Raw genomic sequence first — 25,786 nt, forward strand, 5'->3', positions numbered from 1 at the left:
AATTGGCGGCCTGCCTGTTTTGCTATACGATGCGGCAGGGACCGGGCATGCCCGGCCCGCAGGCTTTCCCGCAAGAGGGTGCTTATTTTACAGTGCCGGGCCGCACATGTGCGGCCCCTACTGCATGGCACCGCAAGGACTGGCGCAGGTTCTCGGACTTAAGGCAACACCGCATAATTCCCGCCTTACGGCTTAAGCACCGCTCCGGCGGCTGCGGCACGGCATCTGCGTTGCCAAAAAGCTCGATAATACAAAAAGTATTATCTGCGCTTTTGGCTTAGCAGCTGCCGCACCTCGCTCGCCGTATCGGCACTTAGAATTATGAGGTATTGCCTTAATCTTCCTGCAGCTGGCGCAATGCACCCAGGAAGGGATGAATACCTCCCCCACAAAATAATAAGCCCCCGACATAATACCGTACAGCGGCAGGTGTCGGGGGCTAACTTATTCTATTACAGATGCAGCACTCTGTCCTTGATCTCGGCGGTTCGGCCCTGGTTCCAGAACTGGGTGCCGATATAGCCGCAGGTGCGGCGGGCGACGTTCAACTTGTTCTGGTCGCGGTTGTGGCACTTGGGGCATTCCCAGACCAGCTTGCCGTCCTCGGGCACGATCTGGATCTCGCCGTCGTAGCCGCAGACCTGGCAGTAGTCACTCTTGGTGTTCAACTCGGCGTACATGATGTTCTCGTAGATGAACTGCATGACCTTGATAACGGCCTCGAGGTTGTCCTGCATGTTGGGCACCTCCACATAGCTGATGGCACCGCCCGGGGAGAGCTTCTGGAAGTCGCTCTCGAACTTCAGCTTCGTGAAGGCGTCGATCTGCTCGGTCACGTGGACATGGTAGGAGTTCGTGATATAATTGCGGTCCGTGATGCCCGGTACAAGACCAAAACGCTTCTGCAGGCACTTGGCAAACTTGTAGGTCGTGGACTCCAACGGCGTGCCGTACAGGCTGAAATCAATGTTGTGCTGGTTCTTCCACTTAGTACAGGCGTCGTTCATGTGCTGCATAACGTTCAGCGCAAACGGCTTGGCGGCAGGGTCGGTGTGGCTTTTGCCGGTCATATACTTGCAGCACTCATACAGGCCCGCGTAGCCCAGACTGATGGTGGAATAGCCGCCGTAGAGCAGCTTGTCGATGGGCTCGCCCTTCTTCAGGCGGGCCAGCGCGCCGTACTGCCACAGGATGGGCGCGGCGTCGCTCAGTGTGCCCTTCAGGCGGTTGTGGCGGCACATCAGGGCCTTGTGGCACAGCTCGAGGCGCTCGTCAAAAATCTGCCAGAACTTATCAAAATCGCCGCCGCTGGACAGAGCCACGTCCACCAGATTGATGGTGACAACACCCTGGTTAAAGCGGCCATAGTACTTCGGCTTGCCGTTCTCGTCGATATAGGGGGTCAGGAAGCTGCGGCAGCCCATGCAGGTGAAGCAGTGGCCCTCGCCGTTCTTGTCGACCTTGTATTCCAGCATCTTCTTCTCGCTGATGTAGTCGGGCACCATCCGCTTGGCGGTGCACTTGGCGGCGAGCTTGGTCAGGTAGTAGTAAGGCTGACCCTCATAGATGTTGTCGTTTTCCAGCACGTAGATGAGCTTGGGGAAGGCGGGGGTGATCCAGACACCGGCCTCGTTCTTGACGCCCTGGTAACGCTGGCGCAGCATCTCCTCAATGACGATGGCCAGGTCGGACTTCAGCCGCTGGTTGTCACCGGCCTCGTTCAGGTACATAAAGACCGTGATGAACGGAGCCTGACCGTTGGTGGTCATCAGGGTGACGACCTGATACTGGATGGTTTGCACACCGCGCTTGATCTCCTCGCGCAGGCGCTTCTCCACGATCTCGGAGATTTTCTCCTCGCCGGGGTCAATGCCCAGATCCTTCATCTCGGCCTCGACGTCGCGGCGGATCTTCTTGCGGCTGACATCAACAAAGGGGGCCAGATGGGTCAGGCTGATGCTCTGGCCGCCGTACTGGCTGGACGCGACCTGCGCGATGATCTGTGTGGCAATGTTGCAGGCCGTGGAGAAGGAGTGCGGCTTTTCAATCAAAGTGCCGCTGATGACCGTGCCGTTCTGCAGCATATCGTCCAGATTGACGAGGTCGCAGTTGTGCATGTGCTGGGCGTAGTAGTCGGCATCGTGGAAGTGGATGATGCCCTCCTCATGCGCCTTGACGATCTCCGGGGGAAGCAGCATACGCATGGTCAGATCCTTGCTGACCTCGCCGGCCATGTAGTCACGCTGTACGCTGTTGACGGTAGGGTTCTTGTTGGAGTTCTCCTGCTTGACTTCCTCGTTGTTGCACTCGATGAGGGAGAGGATCTTATCGTCCGTCGTGTTGTGGGTGCGCTTGAGGCTCTGCACGTAGCGATAGGTGATGTACCTGCGGGCAACCTCATACGCACCGGTGGCCATGATAGCGTCCTCGACGATGTCCTGGATCTCCTCGACGTTCATCGCGTGGCCGCGGGCATAGCAGACCTCCTGCACATGATCGCTGATCTCGATGATTTGCTGCTTCGTCAGGCGCTGGGCATCGGGTACGACCTTGTTAGCCTTCGTGATGGCCGCAATAATTTTGGTAATGTCAAAGACAGCCTCGCTGCCGTTGCGCTTGATGATCTTCATGGTGACTCCTCTTTACAAAAAAATAAATACAGTGCGTTCAATACGAACTGTATAGAATGCAGATGAAATGCCGATTCGTAAATTGCCCGTTTGGCGAGCAAGACTATAATACCGCACCGGGGGCAAAAAGTCAATCCACAAAACCACAAGATATAGTGTCCAGCGAGCAAGCGAAAACAAAATGTTCTGTTTTCGTCGCCTCAACGTGCAAAAAAGCCCTGCCAAAAATAAGACTGAAATTTTGGTGATTTTGAGTGGTTCTACACAGTTTGACGATGCAGCGTGCAAATATCTTCTTCGGAAATCATACTCCCCCTTGCAGTATGCCCCCAAAGCTGGTATACTATGTCAGGGTTTGGGGGCGGAACGCCCGCCCGACACAAGATATGGGGATGTCCCCGCAGGAGAACACCATGAATTACGCAACCATTAAATATTGTGATATTGCCAACGGGGAGGGCGTGCGCACGAGCCTGTTCGTTTCCGGCTGCCGCCGCCACTGCCCGAACTGCTTCAATGCCGTGGCATGGGATTTCGGCTACGGTGCGCCGTTTACCAAGGAAGTTCGCAATGAAATACTGGAGAGTCTGGCCCCCGGTTACATCAATGGTCTTTCGCTGCTGGGCGGCGAGCCGTTTGAGCCGGAGAACCAGCGGGAGCTGCTGCCCTTTATTAAAAATGTAAAGGTGCTGTACCCCAACAAGACGATCTGGTGCTACACCGGCAACAATCTGGAGCACGAGATCTGGCAGCCCGGTCCCGGGCGATGCGAGGTCACCGACGAGTTTTTACAATATATAGATGTGCTTGTGGACGGCGACTTTGTGCAGGACCAGTACGACATCAGTCTGCGCTTCCGCGGGTCGAGCAACCAGCGCATCATTGACATGAACAAGACCCGCGCAGCGGGCCGGGTCGTTTTGTGGCAGGACGACCCGATTTTTGCGGATCACACGATGTAATGGAAAATTGCAAGGGCGGATTGCATATCCGCCCGCGGGGCGTCGAGGACGCCGCCCCCTACAAACCGAAAGACAGAACTGTAGGGTCCGCAGATGTGCGGCCCGCGGGTTTCCCGCAAGAACCCATCTGCCTTACGCGCGAGGGCCGGGTATGCCCGGCCCCTACTGTGCAGTCACAATTAAAACAGGAGCAAAAACCATCCATCATGAGCACCACCTCAAAATCCAAAACCATGATCGAAGGGCCGCTGGCCAAACAAATTCTACTGGTCAGCCTGCCGCTGGCCTTATCCAACCTTTTACAAATTCTGTTCAACATGTCCGACGTTGCCGTTGTGGGCCGGTTCGCCGGCTCCACGGCACTCGGCTCCGTGGGCTCGACGGCGACGTTTGTCACACTGTTCACCGGCTTTCTGATCGGCTTGAGCAATGGCGTCAACGTGCTGGTCGCCCGCTTTTACGGTGCCGGGCACCCCAAGGACGTCAGCAAGACCGTCCATTCGGCGCTGCTGGTCAGTCTGGCCGCCGGTGTGCTGCTGCTGTTCGTCGGCCTGTTCGGCTCGCCTGCGCTGCTGGAGCTGCTGAACACCAAGGAGGACCTGCTGCCTGGTGCGATTTTGTACCTGCGGGTCTACTTTCTCGGTATGCCGGCGCTGGCGCTCTACAACTTCGGCAACGCAGTGTTCAGCGCTATCGGTGAGACAAAAAAGCCGCTGGCCTATCTGTCGTTTGCGGGTGTGCTGAACATCCTGCTCAACCTGTTTTTCGTCATCGTCTGTAAGCTCGATGTCGCCGGTGTCGCGCTGGCCAGCACGATTGCCCAGTGCGTTTCGGCAGGGCTGATCCTGCACGCGCTGACAAAGGTCAGCGACTGCTATGCGCTGGATTTCCGCAAGGTAAGGCTGGACCTCAACATGACAAAGCGCATCCTGATGCTGGGCGTGCCCGCGGGCCTGCAAAACGCGATCTTTGCGATTGCCAACCTCTTTATTCAGGCGGGCGTCAACTCCTTCGACTCGCTGATGGTCAAGGGCAACTCCGCCGCAGCTAACGCCGACGCGATGGTTTATGACGCTATGGCGGCATTTTACATGGCCTGCGCCAGCTTTATGAGCCAGAACTACGGCGCGGGCAAGCTGGACCGCGTCAAGAAAAGCTACTTCATCGCGCTGGCCTACTCGTTTGGCCTGGGCGCGGTGCTGGGCGGCGGGCTGCTCGTCTTTGGGCGGCAGTTCCTGGCGCTGTTCACGACCGAGAGCGCTGTCATCGACGCGGGCATGAAGCGCATTATGGTCATGGGCTGGGCCTACTGCACCTCGGCGTTCATGGACTGCACGATTGCCGCCTCCCGCGGCCTCGGCAAGACGGTAGGGCCGACGGTCATCGTAATTCTGGGGTCCTGCGTATTCCGCGTTGCGTGGGTCTACACGATCTTTGCCCACTTCCACACGATCCCGGCGCTCTACCTGCTGTATCCCTGCTCCTGGGCGCTGACCGCCGCCGCAGAGATCGTCTATTTTGTGTTCAGCTACCGCCACGCCGCCCTCCGTCTGCGGGAGCGCGATGCGCTGGCGCAGCTGTGAGAGCAGGAGAGAGGGCTGCTGTCATTTGCTGCATATCCAAAAAAATTACTAAAACAGTCTGTCATGTATATTTTGTATACCAGATATACAGAAAATACTTTTTACATACACCACTCCCACGTGTATAATAGTCGATGCAAGTAAAAGAGGAGTGGAAAGGTATGCAGTATACGGACCTGACAAGAAAGGAATTGCAGCGGGAGTACAGCCGTCTGACACGGAAGTACACGGACTTTATCCGCCAGCCGGTGGAGCTGGACCTGACAACGGAGGATTCGCTGCCGGGCTGCGCGAACCGCCGTGCGGTGAAGCATTTTGGCACTGTGCTGGACAAGGAGCTGCGCGATACCGGCGCAGCCCACCCCGCCCAAGCGCCGGACGCTGTGGCGGCCCTGGCCACGATGCCCGGCTGTGCCCACCGCACGGTGGAGCTGTGCCGCAAGGCGGGTGTCCGCTTTGACGCCATCGACCACTGCACGGTGCTGGCGCGCACGATCCCGGAGGATATCCGGTCCGACGAGCTGACCCACGTTGCCAGCGTCTTTGCTGTCAGCGCCCGCATGGCTGCATTGGAGAGCCTGCAGGGAACGCTGATGAGAGCGTAAAGCCGTCTGCCGCCCCGTAAACCCAAAACCCGCATTGGCATTCAAAACCAATGCGGTTTTTTTTATTGGTGCGTCCGGCTGTAGGAAGTGTCAGCCGAAGGCTGCGGAAAACCGATAAGAATGGAAATCCGCGGCTTTCCTTGCAATTTTCCGGCGAACATGCTACATTTAGTATAAAAACAAAAGGGGGCGTGCCGGGTATGATTCGTTTGGCCCTTGTCGAAGACGACGAGCTCTACCGCAGCCAGCTGCGCGAATATATTGACAAATACAGCGCGGTGTCGGGCGAAAAATTTACCGTGACAGAATTTTCCGACGGTGACGAGATCGCACTTGGCTATAAGGCTGTCTATGACATCATCCTGATGGACATCGAGATGAAGTTTATGGATGGCATGATGGCTGCCGAGGAGATCCGCAAGGTCGACACCGAGGTTATCATTATCTTCATCACAAATTCGCCGCAGTATGCCATCAAGGGCTATGCCGTCGATGCGCTGGACTATGTGCTGAAGCCGGTCAGCTACTATGCGTTTTCGCAGAGACTTGGCCGCGCTGTGGAGCGCGTGGCGCGCCGCGCACGGCACTTTTTGCAGATCAACGCCCACGGCACGGCACATAAGCTGGACACCTCGGCCATTTATTGGATCGAGAACTGCGGGCATGACTTGGTCTTTCACACGGCGGAAGGGGAGTTGACCGCCCCGGGCTCCATGACGGAGACCGAGGAAAAATTGGCGCAGGACAGTTATTTCCGCGTAAACAAGGGTTGCCTTGTGAATCTGGAACACGTTGACCGAATGGACGGTGAGGATGCCATCGTCCACGGAGACCGTGTGCCGCTGGCCCGAGCGCGGCGCAAGGCATTTCTGGATGCACTGAACGACTATATCAACGGGGCAGGGTGACGATATGCCGCTGAAAATTCCTTATTATGAGATGGATATTCCGCGCCTTGTCACGGCGCTGGCAGACTGGCTGGCCTGCCTTTTGTACCTGCGGTTTCTGCCACCGCGCTACGGCGGGGTCAAGCGTGCGGCGCTGTACGGTGGTGCATTGGCGGTATTGGCACTCTACCTTGTGGCCACCGACGGCTTTGACGGCTGGCGGTTCAATGTGCTGTACGCGGTTTCTGTCGCACTTATGCTGCTTTTTATGGCGGCGGCCACCCGTGCAGACCGCTGGCAGGTGGGGTATTTCTGCACGCGGGCGTTTATTCTGGCGGGTTTTGCCGGGGCGCTGACATGGCAGATGTATGTATATTTTGCGCGTTACATCGCAGCATTGCAAAGCCTGCCTGCGTTGGTGCTCTTTATTGCGGCGGGGTTCGGCATCATCTTCGGCCTGATGTGGCTTCTCGAGGATGGCGGCAGCACGGGCAGCATTCAGTTTGACATTCGGCCCCGCACGACCTGCATCGCGGCGGTCATGGCGGCGGCCATCTACATTTTGTCCAGCATCAGCTATACGCAGCTGAACACGCCGTTTTCGGCCCGCGGCACGATGGAAATTTACACAATGCGCACGGTTGTCTATTTCGGCGGCGTGGCGCTGCTGTTTGCATATCAATCGCAGCTGCGCGATTTATTGACACAGCGCGAGGCGGATGCCTTGCGGAACATGCTGCACATCCAGTATGAAAACTACAAAATCCGGCAGGAGAGCATTGACCTCATCAACCAAAAATATCATGACTTGAAGCACCAAATCGCGGTGCTTCGCGCCGAGAGCGGCGAGAAACGCAATGCCGTGCTGGACAATATGGAGCAGGAAATCAAAGCCTACGAGGCGCAGAACGACACCGGCAATAAGGTGCTGGACACGGTGCTGACAGGCAAAAGTCTGACCTGCCGCACCAAAAACATTCAATTGACCTGTGTGGCTGATGGCACAGCGCTGGACTTTATGGACGTGATGGACATCAGCAACCTGTTCGGCAATGCGCTGGACAACGCAATCGAGAGCACCGACAAAATCACAGACCCGGAGCGCAGGCTCATCCACCTGAGCGTGGCGAGGCAAAAAGGCTTTGCGGCCATCCGCATTGAAAACTGCTTTGACGGTGAACTGAAATTTGAGAAGGGCCTGCCCGTCACGACGAAAAAGGATGTCTTGTACCATGGCTTCGGTGTAAAAAGCATACAAAACGCCGCCGCAAAATACGGCGGTACCGCGACAATTACGACCCGCGAGGGTTGGTTTGAGCTGCGCGTGCTGATTCCGCTTGGGCAGCCGCAGCAAGAATAAAAAATGAAGTTTTACGCCCCCTGCATCGGCAAACGCCGTGCAGGGGGCGTTGTTTGTGCGGAAAAAGGCTATGTTTGGATGCCGTATTTGGCAATGTGTACAAAATGCAAGCGCAAAACCTTGTGAAATCCGACGAAACCAAAAACCGTTTGTGCAAAAAAGAGCGCATTTCGTGCAAATTATGTGCCGCCGCACGATTCTTGTGGTATGGTAGGCTTACAGAAAAAAAGAAGAATCTCCGGACGGGCTGTCCGTCCGACGAAGGAGGAAAACACATGTTTGAAATCACACGCCTGACGGTGGAGCATCTGGCCGCCGGCTGCGTGACCGACTGCTCCACACCCCGCATCGGGTTTTCCCTGAGCAGTGACCGCCGGGGCGCACAGTTGGCCGACGCCGAGTTGACCGTCGGTGACTGGTCCGCCCATGTGACCAGCGGCCAGAACGCTGCCTATGTCGGCCCTGCGCTGCTGCCGTTCACCACCTACAGCGTGCGCCTGAACGCCACTGACGACGCAGGCGAGACCGCCACCGCCACCACTACCTTTGAGACAGGCCGCATGGAGACGCCCTGGAAGGGCCGGTGGATCAGCGACCCGAGCTACCACTTCACCGAGCCAAAGGTCAGCCCCGTGCCGATGGTTTTCCGCAAGGAAATCACAACGAACAAACCCATTGCCCGCGCGCGGCTCTACGCCACAGCCATGGGCATCTACGAGGCCGAGCTGAACGGCCAAAAGCTGGGCGAGCAATACTTCGCCCCCGGCTTCACGAGCTACAAGTCCTATTTGCAGTATCAGACCTACGATGTAACGGCACTTTTGACGGGCGCCGACACGCTGACCTTCACGGTTGCAGGCGGCTGGGCGGTGGGCAGCTTTGTGTTTACCCGCAAAAACCGCGTGACTGCCGACCGTCAGGCTCTGCTGGCCGAGCTGCGCATCGAGTACACGGATGGCACGACGGAGACCATTGGCACCGACGCTACATGGCAGGTCAGCGAGAACGGCCCCGTGCGGATGGCAGATCTGTATGACGGCGAGACCTACGATGCCACGAAGGAAATCAGCGATTGGCACAACGCCGCGCCCGAAACGCTGAAAGTCACCCCCGCCATCACGGCGGACTACGGTGCCCCGGTCAAGGCCCACGAGGTGCGCAAGCCCGTGGCCGTGATGACCGCCCCCGACGGCGAGACGATTTACGACTTCGGCCAGAACCTTGCGGGTGTTGTCCGCATCAAATTCAACGGCAAGGCCGGGCAGGTCGTGACCGTGCGCCACGCCGAGATCCTGAACCCCGACGGCAGCTTAAACACGACCTTCCTGCGCACGGCCAAAGCCACGGCGACCTACACCTGCCGCGACGGCGAGCAGACCTACAGCCCGCGGTTCAGTTACATGGGCTTCCGCTATGCGGGGGTCAAGGGCGTCGATGCGAAGGATCTGGAAATCGAGGCCGTGGCGCTCTACTCCGATGTGGAGCACAGCGGTTCCTTCCGCTGCTCCGATGAGATGCTGAACAAACTGCAGTCCAACATTACATGGGGCGCCAAGTCGAATTTCGTTGATATACCGACGGACTGTCCCCAGCGCGACGAGCGCATGGGCTGGACCGGAGACATTGCCGTGTTCTCGCCCACCGCGCTGTACAACTTTGAACTGAGCCGCTTTTTGGAGAAGTGGCTGCGCGACGTCAAGGCCGAGCAGCTGCCCACCGGCGGCATCCCCAACACCGTGCCTGTGCAGGGCTACGGTTTCCCCGCTACAATGCCCGAGATGGCCGTGGACTGGTGGGGCGACGCCTGCGTGCTGGTGCCATGGGCTCTATACGAGGCCACGGGCAGCCTGGACGTGCTGCGTATGATGTACCCCACCATGCAGAAGTACGTCAAGGCGTGCTGCTTCTGGGCCGGGTTCGGCATCGGCAAGCACCGTTACATCTGGCACACGCCGTCGGTGCTGCATTTTGGCGACTGGGTCGCCCCCGATGTGCCGAAGATGAGTCAGTGGCAGGCCCGCAGCAAGTACACCGCCACGGCGTCCCTGTGCAACACCAGCGGTACACTGGCGAAAATTGCACGCATCCTTGGCAAGACCGAGGACGCCGCCAAGTACAAGGAGCTGAGCCGTAAGGTGGCCGATGCCTATTGCAGTGTGCTGACCGACGGCAACGGCAAGACGAAGGAAGAATTCCAGACCGCCTATGTGCTGCCTCTGTACTTGAATATGTTCCCCGAAAACGTCAAGGCGAAGGCTGCCGAGAATCTGGTCAAGCTGGTTGAGAAGAACGACTACAAGATCGGCACAGGCTTCCCGGGCACGCCGTACATCCTGTTTGCGTTGGCCGACAACGGCCACGCCGACACTGCCTACAAGATGCTGCTGAACACACAGTGTCCCAGCTGGCTGTATGAGGTCCGCGTGGGCGCAACCACGGTTTGGGAGCGTTGGGACGGTCTGGACGAGAACGGCGAGTGCCCAATCGGCGACGACGGCACCGACATGATGATCTCGTACAACCACTACGCCAGCGGCGCGGTGGGCGCGTTCCTCTACCGCCGCGTGCTGGGGGTGGAGCCCACCGAGGCCGGGTACCGTAAGTTCAAGTTTGCGCCGGTGGTCGGCGGCGGCATCACCGAGGCCGAAGGCACGGTGGGCACGCCCTACGGCGTGATCAAGGCTGCATGGAAGATCGCGGACGGCGAGATGACGATGACCGTGGCGGTGCCCGTCGGCACCGAATGCACCGTCGTGCTGCCGAGCGGGGAAGAGAAGGTGCTTGGCAGCGGGGAATATACCGTTACGGCAAAGGCGTAAAGGCATAGCGTAAACAAATTGCTTATATACACTGCTTATATACACAAAGAAGGAGTGACTCTCTATCATGTCAACCTCGAAATCCAACTTCTGGTCCTCGCCGCTGACGAAGTCCCGTATCGCCAGCGACGACGTCAAGATGCCGGAAATGCTGCTGGGCTATTTTATCGGCCCCTTCGGCGCACTGCTTTCCTCGGGCATCTTCACCAGCATTCTGCAGAACTACTTCACCGATGTCCTCAAGCTTGATCTTGGCTTTTTGACGACCTTGCAGCTGGTCTCCACGGTGCTCATCGTGGCGTCCAACCTCATCGTCGGTCAGTTGATTGAGCACACCAAGGCTCTGGCCGGCAAGGCACGCCCGTGGATCCTGCTCTCCGCGCTGACCCTTTCCGTCGCCAGTGTTCTGATGTTTATCGTGCCGTTTGAGGGCATGGCCAAGATGGTCTGGATCGCCATCGCGTACAACCTGTACTACGCGGTCGCTTACCCCATCTACAACACCGCCAACTCCACCATGATCCCCGTTTCCACCCGTGACAGCAAGCAGCGCGGTGCGTTGGCTTCCTTCACCAACGTGGCGGGTCTGGGCGTTATGGGCTGCGGCTCGATGGTATTCCCGATGCTCGTTTCCTTCGCGCTGAAGGAGGACCAGCACCTGTGGTTCCTCACCATGCTGGCCGTCGCCATCTTCAGCGCACTGACCATCTACCTGCAGTTCCTCTTCACCCGTGAGCGCGTCACCGAGGAAGGCCGCGCCGACACCGAAACCCCTGCTAAGTCCGCCACGCTGGGCGAGCAGCTCAAGGCCGTTACCGGTGACCGCATGTGGTGGATCGTCATGGCGTTCTATATGCTGTTCCAGTGGAGCGGCGCGATGAAGAACGGCTCCATGAGCTACTTCTGCAAATGGGTCCTGGACAACACTTTCTTCGGCACGGCAGACGCATGGGGCGCCTCCCAGGGTCTGCTCAGCATCATGGGCGCTATCCCGATGGCCGTGGCTGCGGTCTTTGTGGTACCTCTGGCCAACAAGTTCGGTAAGCGTCTGGTCTGCGGCGGCTTCATGCTGCTGGGTGCCGTGGGCGGCATCATCGCAGGTCTGGGCGGTGGCAGCATCGTGCCGGTCGCCATCGGCGTGGCCCTCAAGTGTCTGGGTTCTTCCCCGGCCTGCTATCTGATCCTGGCCATGATTGCCGACGTTATCGACCACATTGAGTACCGCACCGGCATCCGCACCGACGGTTTGACCATGAGCATCTACAGCTCCCTTATGGTCGCCGCCACGCCGATCTGCAACTCCATTTTCAGCGCCATGCTGAACGGCAGCGGCTATAACCAAGCCGCCGACGTCGCTCTGGGCACCGCTGCCCAGACCGCCAGTGTGCAGACCGCGATCTCCGTCAGCTATATCTGGGTCGAGACCGTCTGCTATATCATCGGCGCCGTCATCCTGATCCTGTTCTGGACGGTTGAGAAAAACCTGCCCGAGGAGCAGAAGGCTATCAAGGAACGCAGCAAGAAGTAACGCGCCCTACACGCGATTACGATATACACAAGGATACACAAGGAGGAAAAACATGAGTAAGAAAAAATCCGGCCGCCGCGTCTGGCGCGGCGTGACCACAGCCACGGCGTCGCTGCTGGCGCTCAGTGTCTGCGCCTCAACCGTCGTGGACGGATTCCGCACTGACATTGACAAGTTCCTGGGCACCAAGAGCACCAAGCTCGTGACCGAGAGCTCCGACGGCACTGACCTGTATACTTTCAAATCCGACTACACCTCCACTACCGAGCTGCTGCACGGCATTCAGGACGTGGGTGAGCGGATGAGCGAAGAGGGCAGCGTCCTGCTGAAGAACAACGGCGCACTGCCCTTGACCAAGGATGAGACCCAGAAAATCACACTGCTTGGCTTCTCAAGCTACTATCCCGTACAGGGCGGCGATATGGGTTCCAGCCTTGTGGAGAACACCGGCACCGATGCTGACACCGTGGATATGGTGCAGGCATTCAAGGCGAAAGGCTTCAGCATGAACCAGACTGTGGCCGATATGTACGAGGCCCTGCAGCCTACCTTCAAGTCCGAAGTCCAGAGCTGGGGCGGTACGATTGAGTACAACCACATCACCGCACCTTCCACCACCGGCGTTTTCTCCAGCAAGGAGCCGAGTCAGGCTGCGCTGGACGGCCAGAACGCCACTTGGAAAGACAGCATGAACGACAACAACGTGATGATCGTCACGATTGCCCGCTCTGCCTCTGAGAACGGCACCTACCAGCCCGGCACGGCCGGTGTAGACCCGACCCAAAACCTGAACCAGACTGACCCCTTGGGCCTGTCCGACGACGAGCGCGACCTCATCAATGCCGCCGTCACTGCCAAGGCGGCCAACGGCGGCAAGGTCATCGTTCTGTTGAACAATGCCAGCGCCATGGAGGTGCAGGAGATCGAGGACAACGTCGGTGTTGATGCTATCCTGCAGGTCGGCCTGCCGGGCGGCTACGGCTTCTACGGTGTGGCTGACATTCTCTCCGGTGCGGTCAGCCCATCCGGCCATCTGACCGATACTTATGCGGTCAAGAACGCAAACTCTCCCGCTGCACAGAACTTCGGCGACCTGCAGTGGACCAATGCCAACCCCGACATCAGCATGAACGATGCCGTTGTCGAGGCCGAGAACATCTACATCGGCTACAAATACTACGAGACCCGCTATTTTGACACCGTCATGGGGCAGGGCAATGCCGCCTCCACCGTCGGTTCCTCCACCGGCAGCGCATGGAACTACGACGACGAGGTTACTTACCCGTTCGGTTACGGTCTGTCCTACACCACGTTTGAGCAGACCCTCGATAACCTGAATGTTGACCTTGAGAACGAGACCGTCACCGCGAACGTGACCGTCAAGAACACCGGCAGCGTCGCCGGTAAGGATGTTGTGCAGCTCTATGTCAGCCTGCCCTACACCGATTATGACAAGGAGCACGGTGTTGAGAAGGCTGCCATCCAGCTGCTGGACTACGGCAAGACCGCCGAGCTTGCGCCCGGTGCCTCCGAGACCGTGACCATCACCGCTGACATGCAGAATATGGCCAGCTGGGATTCCACCGCTGACAACGCGGCCGGTACCAAGGGCTGCTACATTCTCGATGCCGGTGACTACTACTTCACCATCGGCAACGGTGCACACGAGGCTGTGCAGAACGTTTTGGCTGCCGAGGGTCAGGATGTCGGCGGTGACGCAGACAAGGCCAAGAGCTGGAATCTGGGCTCTCAGGACACCACCACTTTCGCAACGACCAAGAATGGCACCGCTGTGGAGAACCAGCTGGCTGACATGGATGTCAACTACTGGCTGCCCGGCACTGCTACCTATCTGACCCGTGCCGACTGGGAAGGCACTTTCCCCAAGACCTATAAGGATCTGACCGCCTCCGATGAGATGATCGATATCCTTGACAACGACATCTACGAGATCAACGCAAACGGCGATCCGTCCACCGTCACCTTCGGCGCTGACAACGGTCTGACGCTGGCTGACCTGAAGGGCGTTTCCGATATCAACGATGAGCGCTGGGATATGCTGATGGATGAGATCACGCTGGAAGAGTGCATGATCCGCACAGGCTTCGGCGGTACCTCCACCAAGGTTATCGAATCCATCATGAGCCCCGAAGCCATCCAGAACGATGGCCCCAACGGCTTCAACTCCTATCCTCTGGGCCAGTATGCCAACACCGATGCTTCCACCGGTGATCCCTGCGTGGTCGATGCCAACGACCCCAACCTGACTTACAAGATGGGCACCATGGTCAATGAGACTGTCATCGCCCAGACCTTCAACAAGGACCTCGCCGCTGATTATGGCCGCGTGATCGGCAACTACAGCCTGTGGGCCAACACCGCTATCTTCTGGGGCATCGGCACCAACCTGCATCGCCTGCCCTACAACGCCCGTAACCACGAGTACTACTCCGAGGACGCTGTTCTGACCGCCGGTCAGGGCACTGCCTACGCCGCCGCTGCTATGGAATACGGCGTTATCATCGCACCCAAGCACCTCGCCTTCAACGATACCGAAATCAACCGTACCGGCATTTCCGTCTTTATGACTGAGCAGCAGGCCCGTGAGAACGAGCTGCGCGGCACGCAGGGCATTGTGGAGAACGCTCATGTTCTCGGCGTTATGACCGCTTACAACCGCGTTGGCATCACGCAGGACAACGCCCACACCGGTCTGATGAAGAACATTCTGCGCAACGAGTGGGGCTTCCAAGGCTTGATTTCCGAGGACTTCATCCAGAACGCTAACTATGTTGTGCTGAAAGAGGCTGTGCTGAACGGCGTTACCATGAGCTGCAACACCGGCGACAACACGATGGCTGCTGTCAGCGAGAAGTATCCCTACTGGACCGTAGAGGCCGTAAGTCAGGATACCACCATGATGACCGCCCTGAAGCAGGCTATGAAGTACCAGAACTACGCACTGGCCAACTCCAACGCTATGGACGGCATGACCAGCAGCACCCGCCTTGTCAGCGTGCGCACCTGGTATGACAACGCCCTCGTTGCCGTGCAGGTCGTCTTTGCCGCCCTGACCGTACTGGCCGCCGCCATGTATGTGCTGAATGACCGCAAATCCAAGAAGCAGTAAAGGAGTGCAAACCATGAGTTCTACGAATAAAAAGGGCGCAGGTCTGATCCTGTCGCTTCTGACCGCCGTTGTCGGTGCTGTCGGCCTTGGCTTCTGCATTGTCAACGCCGGGACTGATTCCTTCCGCAAGATCGGCACCAGCCCGGTTGTCATCGGCTGCGCCGTCATCGCCATCCTTGCACTGGTGCTGCGCGTCGTGCTGGACAAGAAGCTGGCCATTGCCGCCGATGCGATGAGCGTAGTTGCCGGTATCGCGCTGGTCGTGGCTGCTGCACAGTTCATCAGCCCCCGCGTCAACACCATCGCCTCGATCATGACCTTTACGAACAACGCCCAGACGATGGCTGACCTGTCCAGCGCCATCTACGGCACAGCCGCGCTGCTGATTGCCGTGGTGCTGAACATCATTGCCGCGTTCACCAATGTGAACGAGCAGTAATTTGCGCCATTCCCGCGTCACTTCATCGTGACAGCTTTTTCCTCATCCACACCCCGGGGGGCTTTCTCTCCGGGGTATTTTGTATTATGATGTAAAAAACAGATTTTTTCTGAAAGGATGTGTTCCACCTGCGCCGCCTGATGCTTATCCTTGCCATGCTGGTTCTGCTGGCAGGCTGTGCCGCCGCCCCGGCAGCCCCTGCGGTGCAGTGCCGCATCGTTTTGGAATCCTCGCCTGCGTTTACAGCGCAGACCCAGACCGCAGCCGTTACCCCGGGGCAGAGTGTGACCTTCACCCTGACCCCTGCCGACGGCTATACGCTGACGGGCGCAGACTATCCCGGTGCGTCGCTTACCCGCACCGGCGCGGCGTACATCCTGACGCTGCCCGATGTCCGCTACTCCGTTGCCGTGGCAGTGACTGCGGAAAAGAGCGATACTGTGCTGTATTATAATGACAACTGCGGCGGCGGCTGGGTCACTGTGCCCGTCACCGCGAGCCACCTGCGGCTGAACACCGCCATCGACGGTGCGCTGTTCACCCGCCCCGGGTACACGCTGACGGGGTGGAACACCGCCCCGGACGGCAGTGGTCAGGCCGTTGGGCTGGGCAGCCGGACCGAGTCCGGCGTGCGGCTTTACGCGCAGTGGGCTGCTCAAAACGACGCCGCGGAGTTCACCTACACGGTTGAAAACGGTGCCGCAGCTATAACGGGCTGGCAGGGCGGGGGAGAAGTGCTTGTCATCCCCGATACGCTGGGCGGCGCACCCGTCGTGGAAATTGCGGCGGGGGCCTTTGCCGATGCACCCTGTAAAACAGTCATCTTCCCGGATACTTTGCGCCGCGTGCAGCCCGGGGCCTTCAGCGGCAGCGCCGCGGAGAGCGTGACCCTGTTTGACAACCTGCAGCAGATCAGCGATTACGCATTTGAAGATTGCACAAGCCTGCAAACATTGTACATCAATGCCGCGACTGCGCCCGTCTACAGCGGCAGCTACTACGCGACGTTCGCCGATAAGTACGACCGCCTGCTCTCATTGGCCGATACGCAGAAGCTTGTGCTGTTCTCCGGTTCCTCGGCGCGGTTCGGGTATGACAGCGCCGCGCTGGATGCTGCCTTGCCCCATTATGAGGTCGTGAACATGGGGGTGTTCGCCTACACCAATGCGCTGCCGCAGCTCGAGCTGATTCGCGCACAGATGCGCCCCGGCGACCTGCTGCTGCTCTCGCCCGAATTTGACGCCGCCAAGCGCCAGTTCTGCACGACAAACGCCTTTGACGACGCCTTCTTCTGTATGGCCGAGGCTGACTACGACATTGTCGCGAGGCTCAATTTGCAACAGTACAGCGGCGTTTTTTCGGCACTTGGCTCCTATTTGCAGACCCGCGCAGACATGGCGGCGCGCAGCTATGCCGTCTCGCCGTCCGATTTGGACGAGGACGGAAATGCCGTTGACACGCCGAGCTACAACGAGTACGGTGACTATGTTCTGTACCGCCCCGATGCCGTCGATGACACGCCGATTTACGGACTGCCTGTGGATTACACAACGGCGTCCTTCCCGTATGACACGTATATAGCCCCCGCCAACGCCGAGTTTGACCGCTTTGCGGCAGACGGCGTGCGGGTGTACCTGACGTACAGCCCGCGCAACAGCCGCGCTGTTTCGGCGGATTCCACGCCGGAGGCTGTGGCCGCGCTGGATGCGTATTTCCGAGAAAATCTCGATGTTGTGTTCTTGACGCCGCTGCAGGATTCCCTGATGCCCGGGCGGTATTTCTACGGCACCGACAACCATCTGTCCACAAACGGGGTGACTATGCGCACGGCACAGGTCATCGATGCACTGACAAAACAACTGCAAGGGGAGGGAATTGCGCCATGATTCTTGTCTACGCTCTGGCTGCACTGACCACTGTGCTGGCACTGGCGGCCCATCGCCGGGCATGGGCCGCAGCGCTCGGCATGGTTTCGGGTGCTGCGGTGGTTTTGGCAGCGCTGGTACTGGATGTGTCCACCCGCACAATGCTGCTCTGCCTGTTGATTCCCTGCGCCGCCGCAATGTGGCCGATAGGAGGGCGCTTATGAATTTCACCGCACCCGCTTTCGTGCTGCTTTTTCCTATCGTACTGGCCCTGCATTGGATGCTGCCGCCGAGCCGGCGCTGGGTATTGCTGCTGGCCGCCAGCCTCGGATTTTACGCTGTGGGCAGCCCGCAGGCACTTCCGCTGCTGGCGGGTATCACGCTGGGAACCTATGCGGCGGCACTGGGCATCGCAAAAAGCAAAACACAGACGGCCAAAAAGCTCTGGCTGACCTGTGCGGCAGTTTTGTGCATAGGGTGTCTGTGCCTCTTCAAATATGCCGGGATTTTCCGCACAGATGTGCCGCTTCTGCTGCCCGCGGGCATCTCGTTTTACACATTTCAGACCCTCAGCTATGTCATTGATATTTACCGCGGGCGGCTCATGCCGGAGAGGCATCCGGGGTATTACGCCTTATTCGTCAGCTTTTTCCCGCAGCTGGTAGCGGGGCCGATTGAACGCAGCACGGCGCTTCTGCCTCAGCTGCACGCGCAGGAGCGCCGTATGGACAGCAGCGGCTGGCTTTGGATGGTGCGCGGCTTTGCAAAGAAGCTGCTGCTGGCAGACACCGCTGCCATATTTGTGGATTCCGTCTACACCTCCCCGGCGGACGCCTCCGGCCCGGCTGTTCTGTTGGCAACACTGCTTTTTGCCGGGCAGATCTACTGGGACTTTTCCGGCTATTCCGACATTGCCGTCGGGGCCGCTGCCTTGCTGGGTGTGCGATTGAGCCGCAATTTTGACCACCCCTATCGCGCAGACTCCCTGCGTGATTTCTGGCGCCGCTGGCACATCAGCCTGACGCGGTGGTTTACGGACTACGTCTATATCCCGCTCGGCGGCTCGCGCCGCGGCACGGTACGGCTGGCCGTAAATACCATGGTCGTATTTCTGTTAAGCGGCCTCTGGCATGGCGCCGCATTACATTTCGTGGTGTGGGGCGGTGTGCATGGTGCGCTGCTGCTTTTGGAAAAGGCCCTGACCCCCTGCGGCGGAAAGCACAAGGCCCGCACCTGGACCGCCGTGTGCCTACGCCACGCCTATACATTTTCTCTGGTCTGCATCGCTTGGGTCTTTTTCCGGGCAGCCTCTGTCTCGGATGCCCTTCTGCTGCTATCCCGCCTGCCTGTCGACTGGTCGCTGAGCACACTGCACACAACGCTGCTGAGCATCGGTATACAGCCGGTGGCAGAGCTTGTTTTGGGGGCGCTTTGCCTGCATCTGCTGCCCGAAACGTCGTCCGCAGCACCGTCCCCGCGCAGCGTATTGGCCTTCTGTCTTTTGGCATTGACTGTGGTCGCTGCGTGGTTTTCCACACTGCACACGGGCACGACCAATGCCTTTATCTACTTCCAATTCTGACCCTGCCATGAAAAAACTGTTTACAAGTATGCTTTGCGTTTTTATTGCCATACCGTTGCTCCTGACGGTGTGGGGCTTTGCCCTGCCCGCGCAGTACAGCAATACGTTTGTGGGGGAACTGCCCGCCAAGCGTGCCCTGCTGGCCGCGGAAAGCGATAAACCGCGTCTTATTCTTGTGGGCGGCAGTGCAGCCGCTTTCGGCGTTGACAGCGCTCTGCTGGCCCGGGAGCTGCCTGACTATCAGCCCGTTAATTTTGGCCTGTACGCAGCACTCGGCACACGGGTCATGCTGGATTTGTCCATAAAGGAACTGCGCCCAGGCGATCTTGTCGTCATCATGCCGGAGCAGCAGCGTCAGGCGCTTTCCGATACCGTCGGCGCGGATGCTTTTTGGCAGGCTGTTGACGGAAACTTTTCGGCACTTGCCTGCCTGCACGCGCGGGATTTTGGGCCTTTGTTGGGGGCGTTTCCGCGCTTTGCAGGTGCGAAGTTCCGCTATTTTCTCACCGGTGCGCCTTCCCCGGACGGCGTCTATCGCCGCGGCTCCTTCAATGCGGTGGGCGATGTGGTAAATCCGCTCTGCAGCGCCAATATTTTGCCGGATGGTTATGACACGACAATGCCGGTACGCTTTGATCCCTCGATGCTGGACATCGACTTCCGTGATGCGCTCAACGCCTACACTGCACAGGCCGAGTCTGTCGGGGCAGTTGTCTTGTATCATTTCCCGCCGATGAATGTGCTTGCCGTAGCGAATGCGGAAGATATTGACACGTATGCCGACTATCTGCAGTCGCAGCTGACTGCACCTATGGCAGGCGATCCGCATACCTGCGTGATGGACGCCGGGTGGTTCTATGACACAAATTTCCATCTGAACGTGAGCGGCAAGACCGTCTTTACGCGGCAGCTCATCCGCGATCTCAAAGCTGTACGGGGAGACACCTCGTCTACCGAAATCGCGCTGCCCGCCATGCCCGCCCGCCGGATACAGACCGACACAGAAGCCGCGAATAACAGCGATGCTGCCTATTTTACATGGGAAAGTGACCGTCTTGTCGTCAATGCGGCGGGACGCGGCCGCCGCACCTTGACGGTTCCGGGCGAGGTGGACGGCCGACCCGTGACGGCGCTGACCTCCGACACGTTTGCGGGATGCAGCACGCTGGAAAAACTGACGATACAGCAAAATATCACGGCGCTTCCTGATGGACTTTTTGCCAAATGCTCCGCGCTGCAGGAAATCACGCTGACCCAGCCGGACCCCGCGCGGCTTTCCGTGGGGCAGGCCCTGCTCGACGGTGCGCCCGCGTTCTGCCGCATCCGCGTGCCCGCCGCAAGCTACACCTCCTACTGCCTGAGCTACGCATGGTCGCCCTACGCGGAGACCTTCGTCCATTAAGGCAGCACCGCGCAAATCCCGCCTTACCGCATCGCAGGGCGGCTGTCTATACTGATAGCCGGATTGTGGAAAAGTGCAGGGATCAACTTGCATAAATTTTCACGCAGATTGGCTTCTTCTTTTTACACAGCCAATGCCAACTAGCGCTTGAAATTGAAGCACTGCACAAGTATACTATAATTGTTATACTGTGCAACCTTGATCAAAAATCAGTATGCCAGTTGCCCATAAAAGACATACCAGAATTGAAGCGTGCGGCGGAATCGAACCCCTGCGAGGATGAAGAACATGAAATTCGATAGAAGACTTACAGATAAAATCTACACTTCCGATACGGTAAGGCTGGGAGAAGATGCATTTCAGGCCATGCAGGAGACGATCTATCATAATGGCGGTGTCGGAACCATTACCGGGTACTATGATGCCGAATTGTCGATCCTGTCGGTCAGTAATCTGTTGCTGCATAATCTGAACCACAGCTATGAGTCCCTGATGGAGCAGACAAAGGGTTCACTGAAGAATCTTTTCTATAAGAAAGATGCCGCATTCCTTGACAATGCACGCTTTCGTCAGATTCAGGGCAGAGGAGAAGGCCGGATCCTCATGGCAGATGGCTCTCCCGTCTATGTGCGTCTCTATAAAGAAGATGCAGCCGATACGGATGGAACGCCGATCTGGGTCCTGTCGGTACGGATGAACTGGGCGTATGAAAATCTTGCGTTAGTCAACGAATCCATTCATTCTGCGCTGTGGTATTATGAGTGCAATGAAAACGGTGAAATCGTCAATGTAAACTGGAGCCATGCGTTCCGGCAGATGCTTGGATATCATGACATTCTGGATTTTCCGAACAAACTGGATTCGTGGTCGAACCTTCTGCACCCGGAGGATCATGACCGGGTAATACAGCTGCTTTTGGAAACGATTGCGGACAAAACCAATACTACAAAATATAATGTTGAGTACCGACTGAAAATGCAGGATGGCCAATACCAGTGGTTCCGGGCATCGGCGGAGGTGATACGCCGTCTGGATGGCTCGGCCAACCGAATTGCCGGAATCATCAGCAACATTGACGCGGAAAAAAGAAGCCGGATGCAGGCGCAGCGGGCAGCGGCATTTCACCGTGCCTTTACCAGCGCAAACCTCTGCGAATACTATGTAAATCTGGAAAAGAACACCTTTGATACTTTCAAAGTGGAGCCCTCTTTGATGACGGCCTTTGAGCAGAGCCACACATGGGATGAACTGATCAGATTCTTTGTGGATAACTATGTGGTTGAAGAGGACAAAAAGTCTGTAACGGATTTCTACAATCGCGCCTACATCACGGAAAAATTAAAGGGGCTTGAGACGGAGCTGCGTCAGGAGTGCCGCATCGTTCTGAATGGGGAGGAACGATGGGTCAGCAACGTGGTCATGCGCGGCGAGATCGAAGATTCCGAATATGCGATGATTTTTCTGCGGGACATCACAGAGTCCAAAGCAGAGACGGCGCGGCGGATGCAGATGGCCTCAGATAACGCATCTATGGATCTTTTGATCAAGAGTATGGTGCGTCTGCTGGACCGCTTTGTCGTCTGCGATCTGGAGAATGACCGGTATCGGTTCTATAATCTGCAAGGTGAAATGTTATACGCGCCGACGGGAACATACCATGATTTTGTGGAGCAGGTGGCTGCAAAGTATAAGACACTGGAATCGCTGGACACATTGGATGCTATGATCTCGCCGGAAAATATCCGCAGGAATTTGCAGAGCGAGAATGACATCTACAAATTTGAATACTGCTCCATGGATGAGAACACCTATAAGATCGCTTCCTTCATTCCGCTGGAGTGGAATGGCACAAAGCTGGTCAAAGCGCTGCTGGGCTCTATGGATGTGTCGCAGGAGAAAAAGGCCGAGATCGAATCCCATAAGGCACTGAAGGAAGCGTACCGGGCAGCGGAAAACGCAAACTGCGCCAAGACGGAATTTCTCTCCAATATGTCCCATGACATCCGTACACCGATGAATGCAATCGTTGGCTTGACCGCCATTGCGGGTGCGAATATCGAGAGTCAGGACAGGGTGATCGAGTGCCTTGGCAAGATCACAAAATCGAGCCGTCATCTGTTGGGACTGATCAATGAAGTGCTGGATATGGCCAGGATCGAGAGCGGGCGAATGAGCCTTGCCGAGGAGGATTTCAGCCTGTCGGAGCTGGTCGATAACCTGCTCACCATCACAAAACCGGCAATCGACGAGCACAAACATCAGCTCGAAGTCCATATTGAGCACATCGAGCACGAAGCTGTCTGCGGCGACAGCCTGCGCATCCAGCAGATCTTTGTGAACCTGATGAGCAACGCCGTCAAGTACACCCCAGATGGAGGAAACATCACCCTTACGATCAAGGAAAAACCGAACGGCTTCTCGGAGCTTGGCTGCTACGAGTTTTCCATCGAGGACAACGGCATCGGTATGACGCCGGAATTCCAGAAGATCATGTTCGAGCCGTTCAGCCGGGCAGACGATCACCGGACGACCAAGGTGCAAGGCACCGGTCTTGGCATGGCCATTGCAAGAAACATCGTCAACCTGATGAATGGTGACATTCAGGTCGAAAGCGCTCCCAACAAGGGAACGAAGATCACGGTCACGGTCTATCTGAAGCTTCAGGAGAACGAGAAGGAACAGGAAAAAGAACTGCTCGATCTGCCGGTACTGGTCGTGGACGATGACAAGACCTGCTGCGAAAGCACCGTTGCAACCCTTCAGGAGATCGGCATAGCGGGCGAATGGGTCCTGACCGGCAAGGAAGCCGTGGAACGCTGCGCGGCGCGGCACAAGACCGGCCGCGACTATTTTGCGGTGATTCTGGACTGGAAGATGCCGGAAATGGACGGTATTGCAACCGCCAGAAAAATCCGGGAACAGGTAGGAGAAGATGTCACGATCATAATCTTGACTTCCTTTGATTTCAGCGAGATCGAAGAAGAAGCCAGAGCAGCGGGCGTGAATGCGTTTATGGCAAAACCGCTGTTCCGTTCTCGTCTGACGGCAACTCTGCGGCAGTTTACATCCGGGAAAAAGGAGAAAAACGCCCGGAACTATCTGGAAGACTTTGCGAAGGAAAACTATGCGGGTAAGCGGATCCTTCTTGTGGAAGATAACGAGCTGAACCGTGAAATTGCAACCGAGATCATAGGCATGACGGGCGTGACCATCGACAGCGCTGAAAACGGAAAAATTGCAGTCGAAAAGGTGATGGAAGCGCCAGAAAAGTGGTACGATCTCATTTTTATGGACATCCAGATGCCCATCATGAATGGTTACGAAGCCACTGCTGCGATCCGTTCGCTTGCCGGCAGCCGGGGCAAAGTGCCCATCATTGCCATGACGGCAAATGCCTTTGCTGAGGACGTGCAACTGGCAAAGAACACCGGCATGAACGAGCATATCGCCAAACCGCTTGATTTGAATAAGCTGAACGATGTGCTGAAACAGTGGCTGTGATCTGTGCATTGCAGTAAGGCGCGTGATACTGTTGACCGGGCAATCCAAAAGCATAAAATGAAGAACGCCGAGGAATCCCTTCCCATAAAGCACTATACAGAAAAAGGGCTTCCGCCAGCAGATGCGGAAGCCCTTTTTAAGAAGGAGAATAGTGAATATCAGTTTTTCATTTCGGCGCGAATCTTATCGTTGGCCTCCTCGACCTTCATGCGGGAGAGGATAAAGGTAATGATGGCGTCCAGCACAAAGGGAATTACGAGGTACATAAGTTTCAGCATATTGATGCAGGATTCCGGCTGCACGGCCAACGCCTTATCATAATTGCTGAACGCCAGCAGCCAGCCGGTGATGGCGGTGCCGAGACCGCCGCCCAGCTTGACACCGAGCGAGGTGCAGGAGTACATCGTGCCGTCCACGCGCTTGTGCTTCGTCAGCCAAGTGTACTCGGAGCAGGAGGCGATAACGGCATTCATGTCGCCCTGCCACGGGCCCTGACCCAGTGCAGCAATGGCCGTGAAGAGCAGCATCATCTTGACACCGCCGGAACCAGTATAACCAGCCACAGCAACGAGCGCACGGGCCACGGTAGCAAGGGCATAGCTGCCGACGTTCAGCTTGTACATACCGTGCATCTTGGCAACAAGGGTCGGGGTAAAGACCAGTGCGATGATCAAAGGAATGTTGATGGCCCAGGAGAACACGCCGAACAGGTTCTTGTCACCAAGGATATGAGCAGCGTAGTAGGTACCCATACTGATCATGGCACCATAAATCTGCTGCAAAATGTAGGTGACGCAGATCATCAGGTAGTATTTGTTGGAAACCAGCAGCTTAGCAGCTTCGACAAGACCGTACTTCTCGTCTTTCTCGATTTCGGCTTTATCCGTGGTATCGACAAACTCTTCCTCCGGCAACTCCTTGACGGAGAAAACAGAGAGCGTGTTGACGATCAGACCGATAATGGCATAGACGATAGCCACGGTGCGCCATGCTTCGGCAGTGTCGCCCAGTGCAGAGACAGCCAGCAGTGTGAAAGACTGAATGGCAAGGCTGGTGGCGAATGCGAACATGAAGCGGTAGGAACCCATCTCGACTCGCTCGGCGCTGTTCTTGGTGACAAGGGAAGTCAAGGCAGAGTAGGCGATGTTGTTGGCCGTGTAGAACACAGCGTTCAGCAGGGAATAACAGATAAAGAACCATGCGTACTTGGCAAACTCGCTCATGCCCATGGGGATGGCGAAGATGCCGACCAGTGTGATGGCGCAGCCGATGTAGCCGTAGAGCATCCACGGACGAGCCTTGCCCAGCTTGGAGTGCGTCTTGTCGATCATCGAGCCAAAGAAGATGTCGGTAATGCCGTCAAACAGCTTGGACACAGCGATCAGCGTGCCAACGATGCCGGGATTCAGGCCGACGGTGTCGGTCAGGTAAATCATAACGAACGAGGAGAGGAACGCATAGACCACGTTGCCCGCAACATCGCCGGAGCCGTA

16 protein-coding genes are annotated in these 25,786 nt (G+C 57.3%); 14 read left to right on the forward strand and 2 right to left on the reverse strand.

Annotated features, from left to right (window positions below):
* Positions 1–452: 452 nt before the first annotated feature.
* A complete protein-coding gene (gene nrdD, locus B5D32_RS12765; protein ID WP_078785386.1) occupies positions 453–2,630 on the reverse strand; it encodes an anaerobic ribonucleoside-triphosphate reductase in 2,178 nt (725 codons plus the stop codon).
* Between the two features lie 413 nt (positions 2,631–3,043).
* Between nrdD and nrdG the strand changes: the two genes are divergently transcribed.
* The 14 genes from nrdG (at position 3,044) to B5D32_RS12835 (ending at position 24,293) form a co-directional block, all read left to right on the forward strand.
* Positions 3,044–3,592: an anaerobic ribonucleoside-triphosphate reductase activating protein gene (nrdG, locus tag B5D32_RS12770; RefSeq protein ID WP_078785387.1), complete on the forward strand. Its 549-nt coding sequence runs from the start codon at positions 3,044–3,046 to the stop codon at positions 3,590–3,592.
* A gap of 206 nt (positions 3,593–3,798) precedes the next feature.
* Entirely contained in the window at positions 3,799–5,175 is a 1,377-nt protein-coding gene (locus tag B5D32_RS12775; protein ID WP_078785388.1) for an MATE family efflux transporter, read from the forward strand.
* A gap of 161 nt (positions 5,176–5,336) precedes the next feature.
* Positions 5,337–5,780 carry a hypothetical protein gene (locus B5D32_RS12780; RefSeq protein WP_078785389.1) on the forward strand — a complete coding sequence of 148 codons (444 nt, stop codon included), beginning with the start codon at positions 5,337–5,339 and terminating at the stop codon, positions 5,778–5,780.
* Positions 5,781–5,980: 200 nt separating this feature from the next.
* A complete protein-coding gene (locus tag B5D32_RS12785; protein ID WP_078785390.1) occupies positions 5,981–6,688 on the forward strand; it encodes a LytR/AlgR family response regulator transcription factor in 708 nt (235 codons plus the stop codon).
* A 4-nt stretch (positions 6,689–6,692) separates the two neighbouring features.
* The gene (locus B5D32_RS12790) at positions 6,693–8,027 is read left to right on the forward strand and encodes a GHKL domain-containing protein (RefSeq protein WP_242943471.1); all 1,335 of its coding nucleotides are present in this window, start codon (positions 6,693–6,695) and stop codon (positions 8,025–8,027) included.
* 275 nt (positions 8,028–8,302) lie between these two features.
* Positions 8,303–10,846 (forward strand): family 78 glycoside hydrolase catalytic domain, encoded by a 2,544-nt coding sequence (locus B5D32_RS12795; RefSeq protein ID WP_078785391.1) that lies wholly within the window; start codon positions 8,303–8,305, stop codon positions 10,844–10,846.
* A gap of 67 nt (positions 10,847–10,913) precedes the next feature.
* On the forward strand, positions 10,914–12,374 hold the full coding sequence (locus B5D32_RS12800) for an MFS transporter (RefSeq protein WP_078785392.1): 1,461 nt from the start codon (positions 10,914–10,916) through the stop codon (positions 12,372–12,374).
* A gap of 52 nt (positions 12,375–12,426) precedes the next feature.
* Entirely contained in the window at positions 12,427–15,504 is a 3,078-nt protein-coding gene (locus tag B5D32_RS12805; protein ID WP_078785393.1) for a glycoside hydrolase family 3 C-terminal domain-containing protein, read from the forward strand.
* Positions 15,505–15,517: 13 nt separating this feature from the next.
* On the forward strand, positions 15,518–15,943 hold the full coding sequence (locus B5D32_RS12810) for a hypothetical protein (protein WP_078785394.1): 426 nt from the start codon (positions 15,518–15,520) through the stop codon (positions 15,941–15,943).
* A gap of 119 nt (positions 15,944–16,062) precedes the next feature.
* A complete protein-coding gene (locus tag B5D32_RS12815) occupies positions 16,063–17,829 on the forward strand; it encodes a leucine-rich repeat protein (RefSeq protein WP_143402761.1) in 1,767 nt (588 codons plus the stop codon).
* Entirely contained in the window at positions 17,826–18,032 is a 207-nt protein-coding gene (locus tag B5D32_RS15245) for a hypothetical protein (RefSeq protein ID WP_159447045.1), read from the forward strand. Before B5D32_RS12815 ends, B5D32_RS15245 begins: the two co-directional genes overlap by 4 nt.
* Positions 18,029–19,390 (forward strand): MBOAT family O-acyltransferase, encoded by a 1,362-nt coding sequence (locus B5D32_RS12820; protein ID WP_159447046.1) that lies wholly within the window; start codon positions 18,029–18,031, stop codon positions 19,388–19,390. Before B5D32_RS15245 ends, B5D32_RS12820 begins: the two co-directional genes overlap by 4 nt.
* A gap of 7 nt (positions 19,391–19,397) precedes the next feature.
* Positions 19,398–20,792: a leucine-rich repeat domain-containing protein gene (locus B5D32_RS12825; RefSeq protein WP_159447047.1), complete on the forward strand. Its 1,395-nt coding sequence runs from the start codon at positions 19,398–19,400 to the stop codon at positions 20,790–20,792.
* A 288-nt stretch (positions 20,793–21,080) separates the two neighbouring features.
* On the forward strand, positions 21,081–24,293 hold the full coding sequence (locus tag B5D32_RS12835; protein WP_143402763.1) for a hybrid sensor histidine kinase/response regulator: 3,213 nt from the start codon (positions 21,081–21,083) through the stop codon (positions 24,291–24,293).
* Between the two features lie 158 nt (positions 24,294–24,451).
* On the opposite strand, the gene B5D32_RS12840 is transcribed toward B5D32_RS12835, so the two are convergent.
* Positions 24,452–25,786 (reverse strand): MFS transporter (locus B5D32_RS12840; RefSeq protein ID WP_078785399.1); only part of this gene is annotated, 1,335 nt, incomplete at its 5' end.

This window comes from Gemmiger formicilis, from assembly GCF_900167555.1.
Taxonomy (GTDB): Bacteria; Bacillota; Clostridia; order Oscillospirales; family Ruminococcaceae; genus Gemmiger; species Gemmiger formicilis.

Coding starts and splice junctions, on each gene's coding strand:
- B5D32_RS12785 (WP_078785390.1), top strand. CDS start 5,981: ATGATTCGTTTGGCCCTTGTCGAAGACGACGAGCTCTACCGCAGCCAG.
- nrdD (WP_078785386.1), bottom strand. CDS start 2,630: ATGAAGATCATCAAGCGCAACGGCAGCGAGGCTGTCTTTGACATTACC.
- B5D32_RS12775 (WP_078785388.1), top strand. CDS start 3,799: ATGAGCACCACCTCAAAATCCAAAACCATGATCGAAGGGCCGCTGGCC.
- B5D32_RS12805 (WP_078785393.1), top strand. CDS start 12,427: ATGAGTAAGAAAAAATCCGGCCGCCGCGTCTGGCGCGGCGTGACCACA.
- B5D32_RS12835 (WP_143402763.1), top strand. CDS start 21,081: ATGAAATTCGATAGAAGACTTACAGATAAAATCTACACTTCCGATACG.
- B5D32_RS12820 (WP_159447046.1), top strand. CDS start 18,029: ATGAATTTCACCGCACCCGCTTTCGTGCTGCTTTTTCCTATCGTACTG.
- B5D32_RS12790 (WP_242943471.1), top strand. CDS start 6,693: ATGCCGCTGAAAATTCCTTATTATGAGATGGATATTCCGCGCCTTGTC.
- B5D32_RS12825 (WP_159447047.1), top strand. CDS start 19,398: ATGAAAAAACTGTTTACAAGTATGCTTTGCGTTTTTATTGCCATACCG.
- B5D32_RS12810 (WP_078785394.1), top strand. CDS start 15,518: ATGAGTTCTACGAATAAAAAGGGCGCAGGTCTGATCCTGTCGCTTCTG.
- nrdG (WP_078785387.1), top strand. CDS start 3,044: ATGAATTACGCAACCATTAAATATTGTGATATTGCCAACGGGGAGGGC.
- B5D32_RS15245 (WP_159447045.1), top strand. CDS start 17,826: ATGATTCTTGTCTACGCTCTGGCTGCACTGACCACTGTGCTGGCACTG.
- B5D32_RS12795 (WP_078785391.1), top strand. CDS start 8,303: ATGTTTGAAATCACACGCCTGACGGTGGAGCATCTGGCCGCCGGCTGC.
- B5D32_RS12780 (WP_078785389.1), top strand. CDS start 5,337: ATGCAGTATACGGACCTGACAAGAAAGGAATTGCAGCGGGAGTACAGC.
- B5D32_RS12800 (WP_078785392.1), top strand. CDS start 10,914: ATGTCAACCTCGAAATCCAACTTCTGGTCCTCGCCGCTGACGAAGTCC.